Consider the following 4,695-nt stretch of genomic DNA (forward strand, 5'->3'; position numbering starts at 1 on the left):
CGGCCCACCGCTACTACCGTGCCATCCGATTTCAGGCCAACTGTATGAAAACGCCCCGCCGCTATCATATCTTTGGGCCATCGCTTCACTTTTTCTTTCGATAAAAGGTAATCCATGTTTTACCTCCTTGCATATAAGCAACTGTATCATAATAGATATTTTTATCAAATTTCATTATAAATCTACATTTACAAAGAAAGCTTATTTTACTTCTTCAAAAAATAAAAACCTCCAGTTTAAATACTAGAGGTTTTCTCGTTATTTCTTCAATCGCTCAATAAAATCATGTAATTTATCAAGTGACTTCATATTCTGATTGCAAGCTACACCATCTTTGCAAATGTAGTTTCCCTTTTTAACGAAAGTTCCTGGTACATCGCCTTTAATTTCAACTAAAAACATTCCTACTTCTTCATGTCCATGACATAACGAACAAATGCTTTTTTTATTTAAACTTTGGAACGTTCCTTGCAGACCAACAAATTTATTTTTATCATTTTTCGCTATAATAAATTTCCTGCTTGACCCCTTATCAATCCAGCTTAAATAAGATATTTCTTTCATATCCATTTCTTCCATATCAGGAAGTTTTAACTTTTTCGCTTTAGGAAATAATTTTTTTAATGTTTGTGCTGTAACTTCTTGAAACGGAATTACATACGGATTTATTTTCATTAAAAATGATTCTGCATCTTCTCTATTTTGAACTGTTAATACCGTATCAATTAACTCTTTCTGTTCATCCGTTAAATTCTCAAATACATGTATTATCTTTTCAATCGCAAGCGATTTTAACGCTTGAATTACACCTCTATCATTTGCCGTTGCATGCCCGTTTGCTAAAATATAAGCTTGTGATTTTATAAAATTATATTGATCACTTCTAATAAACGCTTCCATCTTTATCACTCCATACAAATTGTTGATCTAGTTTTATTGTATACAATGATTACATTTTTTGATATGTAAAAGATAACTTAGAAACAAACATTACATATATCACTTATTCTCTACCGCTGCATTTCCTGACAAAAGAAGCCATCATCTGTTTTCCATTCCGCATATAATACGTCTTCAAATTTAGTAATTCCTTTTTGCTTTATTTGTTTATAAAGCCATCCTTCATCAAATCCCGCTTCCCTCAAATTATCCTTAACTACTTTTCCATCACTAATTAATGAAATTGGTAAGTATACAGGCTTATGTTTTAAACTTAAATCATTTATAGTAGGAGATTCGTATTTACTTTTTTTCAGAACGCTTATGTTTCCGTTCGGTTCCAATATCATATATTCAACTTCTCGGATTGAAAATATATCTTTTTGTTGCCTAAGCATTTGTTGTAATTGGTTTATATCCAAATGATTTACGCTTAATTGTTCACGATCAATCTTTCCGTTACGAATAATAATTGAAGGATACCCTTCAAAAAACCTTCTTGTTCCTCTTACTTTTTGTGTTATCACTTCTATAGTATAAATTAAAATTACCCAAACAAATACTGAATATAAAATAGACCATACTTTAATTTTAGGATCATATATTGAATTTCCAACGAGCTCACCTAGGACGATTGCAGAAATAAAATCAAATGGCGTTAGCTGAGATATTTGTGTTTTCCCTAATATTTTTGTAGCAATTAATAGAACAAAAAAACCAACTAAAAGCTCTAACGTTATTTGTCCAATATGATTCATATATGTTCACCTTTCTACTTTTCAAGTGCTCTGTATACCATTTAATAAAAAAACGACACATTTTTTCTATTATCATGCCCGTTCACGCCTCATATATCCAATACACATAAAACAAAAAGAGTCTGATTCAAAGTAATATATGAATCAGACTCTTTTCCTCTTATTTAGAATACACAATCTTTTTAATCGTTTCCCCAGAAAGAAAATATTCTTCTGCAAGTTGATGAATAGCAATCCCACTTTTAAACGCTTCTTTAATTGCTTTATTTCTTTCATCTAGTTGTTTTCTTCCGCCAGATCGTGTACCCCATTTATAATGTTTCGTTTCTTGTTTCGGAATGTAAATTGTTTCACCTTGTATATACTTTTGAATTTCAGTAATTAAACTCTCTGGTAAAACAGCATTAGCTTTTACGTATTTCATTTCTGCTCGCCCCTTATTTTTTATGGTTCATTTCAATAAGGTGCAAAGCCAAATATAAAAAATGATACGAGCTCATATAGGCGATTGTATATTACTTGTCTACCTCACGCAAAGTATCGCCATTTCCATACTTGGCTTTGCATGAGACGTTGCAGTGTCTGGCAATTGAATTATAATCGCCATATAAACACCTCCTAATATACCTTTTGCATTTTATTATATGATAAATTCCTTCTCCTTGCATCCACACCCTTCTTAAAGCACGAAATTACTTAGTTTGATATAATACTTTTTAACTGAATTAAAAATCATTGTGAGGTTACATTATGAAGAAAAAAATTATCATTACAATCGTTACACTATTCTTTATTATCACGGCATTATTCGGAACATACAAATTGATGAACGCAAGAAGCTTTCAATTATTTGGAGATTTAACACAACGCGTAGAAACAAATGAAAAAGTGATTGCTTTAACTTTTGATGATGGCCCTACTAACAATGTAAAACAAATATTACCGCTACTAGATAAATACAACGCTAAAGCTACTTTCTTTTTAATTGGAAATGAATTAGAGCAAAATTTATCGTTAGGAGAAGCTATCACGCAATCTGGGCACCAACTTGGAAACCATACATATTCTCATAATAGAATGGTTTTCAAAACACCTTCTTTTATTAAAGATGAAATAGAAAAAACGAATTCATTAATCCGCCAAACAGGATTTACAGACGAAATTGATTTTAGGCCCCCTAACGGTAAGAAGTTAATAGGGCTGCCATATTATTTAAATAAAAACAATATCGAAACAATCACATGGGATCTTGAGCCCGATACTTTTTATAAATCTGCGGCTGATAAAATTAAATACGTTAATAAAAATGTAAAACCAGGTTCTATCATTTTACTGCACTCTATGTATGATGAGTCTAATGAAAATTTACAAACGATTGAAGGTATTTTAGATTCTTTATCTAAGAAGGGCTATCAGTTCGTAACAGTAAATGAATTGCAAAAAAGAGCAAAATAAAAAGGTAGCGTATCTTTGTATGATACGCTACCTTTCTTTTTATATAATGCCAAGTACATTTAAGAATACGATAATAATCGCAATTGGTGCGATATAACGAAGTAAGAATAACCATAATACGAATAGTTTATAACCTTTATTTTTACTTACACCTAGCTCTTTCATTAATACATCTTTCTTCATTTTTAAAGGAACAAAGATAGAAACTAATAATACACCAAGTGGCATTAATACGTTACTTACTGCATAGTCCGCTAAATCAAAGACTGTCTTCCCGAAAATCTTCAGATCACTTAATATACCGAATGATAATGCTGATGGTACCCCAACAACGAAGATTAATAACCCTACGATTAAGGCCATTTTTTCACGTTTCCCTTTACCTTTTGATGTTAACGATGCAACACTAATTTCTAACATCGAAATTGCTGATGTAATCGTAGCGAAGAAGAATAGTAATAAGAAAACGATGAAGAATAATTTTCCGAATGCCATTTTACTGAAAATAGCTGGCAATACGATAAATAATAGTCCTGGTCCTTGAGATGGTTCCATCCCAAATGCGAACACAACTGGGAAAATTGCAAGTCCTGCAAGTAATGTAATAACAAGAGTTAAGGCTACGATAGAAAATGCTGAACGTGGTAAGCTTTCTTCTTTCGGTAAGTATGAGCTATACGTTACCATAACGGCTACCCCAACAGATAATGAGAAGAACGATTGCCCCATTGCGTATAAAATAACTTCTGATGTTACATGTGAGAAATCAGGTTGTAAGAAGAAACGAACGCCTTCTCCAGCACCATCTAACGTAAGTGCACGAACGATTAATACAAAGAATAAAACGAATAGTGCTGGCATGAAATATTTATTTACTTTTTCAACACCATTTTGTACACCTTTACTTACGATGAAAATAGTAATAAGGATGAATAATAGCTGTGATCCAACTGCTAAATATGGATTGGAAATGATTTCACCAAACGTAGCTTCGTATGCTCCATTTCCTTCCCATAGTCTACCTGTAATTGCATTCCATAAATATAATAAAATCCAGCCTCCTACAACACTGTAGAAAGAAAGTAATATGAAACATGTTACAATTCCTAATTTACCTAACCAAGGCCATAACGTTTTAGGAGCAATCTCTCTATATGCATCGACAGCCTCTTTTTGTGTACTTCTTCCAATAACAAATTCAGCTAATAATAGCGGTAAACCAATTAATAATGTGAAACCGATGAAAATTAGGAAGAACGCTCCGCCTCCTCCAATGCCGGCCATATATGGGAATTTCCAAATCGCCCCAAGACCAATTGCCGAACCTGCTGCAGCTAATACGAAACCTAATTTCGATGTCCATTGCTGTGAATTCATTTGTTAATCTCCTCTCTATCTCTTTTTCTTTGTTACAATTCGGTATTTATATTGTTCTATCAATACTCTTTTCTAATACGTTCACTTCCTCCCTAATAATAAAAAAACGCCCCTACGTAAATACGTAGGGACGACAAAATTATCGCGGTACCACCCTAGTTGTGAA

6 protein-coding genes are annotated in these 4,695 nt (G+C 32.6%); 1 reads left to right on the forward strand and 5 read right to left on the reverse strand.

Translation table 11 applies throughout. The features are described from left to right. The 4 genes from MR107_RS29260 to MR107_RS29275 all read right to left on the reverse strand — a co-directional run. On the reverse strand, positions 1–116 hold a 116-nt coding region (locus tag MR107_RS29260), incomplete at its 3' end, for an RCC1-like domain-containing protein (RefSeq protein ID WP_242293093.1). 142 nt (positions 117–258) lie between these two features. Continuing rightward, positions 259–900 carry a FusB/FusC family EF-G-binding protein gene (locus MR107_RS29265; protein WP_000387072.1) on the reverse strand — a complete coding sequence of 214 codons (642 nt, stop codon included), beginning with the start codon at positions 898–900 and terminating at the stop codon, positions 259–261. A gap of 110 nt (positions 901–1,010) precedes the next feature. Next, entirely contained in the window at positions 1,011–1,697 is a 687-nt protein-coding gene (locus tag MR107_RS29270; protein ID WP_242293092.1) for a DUF421 domain-containing protein, read from the reverse strand. Between the two features lie 160 nt (positions 1,698–1,857). Beyond that, a complete protein-coding gene (locus tag MR107_RS29275) occupies positions 1,858–2,121 on the reverse strand; it encodes a CD3324 family protein (protein WP_000878325.1) in 264 nt (87 codons plus the stop codon). 326 nt (positions 2,122–2,447) lie between these two features. Here MR107_RS29275 and MR107_RS29280 point away from each other — a divergent pair, with 326 nt between their 5' ends. Beyond that, positions 2,448–3,152, forward strand: coding sequence for a polysaccharide deacetylase family protein (locus MR107_RS29280; RefSeq protein WP_000726860.1), 705 nt, complete (start codon positions 2,448–2,450; stop codon positions 3,150–3,152). A gap of 39 nt (positions 3,153–3,191) precedes the next feature. On the opposite strand, the gene MR107_RS29285 is transcribed toward MR107_RS29280, so the two are convergent. Further along, a complete protein-coding gene (locus MR107_RS29285) occupies positions 3,192–4,529 on the reverse strand; it encodes a sodium-dependent transporter (protein WP_001088187.1) in 1,338 nt (445 codons plus the stop codon). Positions 4,530–4,695 lie beyond the last annotated feature (166 nt).

Origin of the sequence: Bacillus cereus group sp. BfR-BA-01441, from assembly GCF_022663075.1 — a bacterium.
GTDB classification, from domain to species: domain Bacteria; phylum Bacillota; class Bacilli; order Bacillales; family Bacillaceae_G; genus Bacillus_A; species Bacillus_A cereus.

Coding starts and splice junctions, on each gene's coding strand:
- MR107_RS29265 (WP_000387072.1), bottom strand. CDS start 900: ATGGAAGCGTTTATTAGAAGTGATCAATATAATTTTATAAAATCACAA.
- MR107_RS29270 (WP_242293092.1), bottom strand. CDS start 1,697: ATGAATCATATTGGACAAATAACGTTAGAGCTTTTAGTTGGTTTTTTT.
- MR107_RS29275 (WP_000878325.1), bottom strand. CDS start 2,121: ATGAAATACGTAAAAGCTAATGCTGTTTTACCAGAGAGTTTAATTACT.
- MR107_RS29280 (WP_000726860.1), top strand. CDS start 2,448: ATGAAGAAAAAAATTATCATTACAATCGTTACACTATTCTTTATTATC.
- MR107_RS29285 (WP_001088187.1), bottom strand. CDS start 4,529: ATGAATTCACAGCAATGGACATCGAAATTAGGTTTCGTATTAGCTGCA.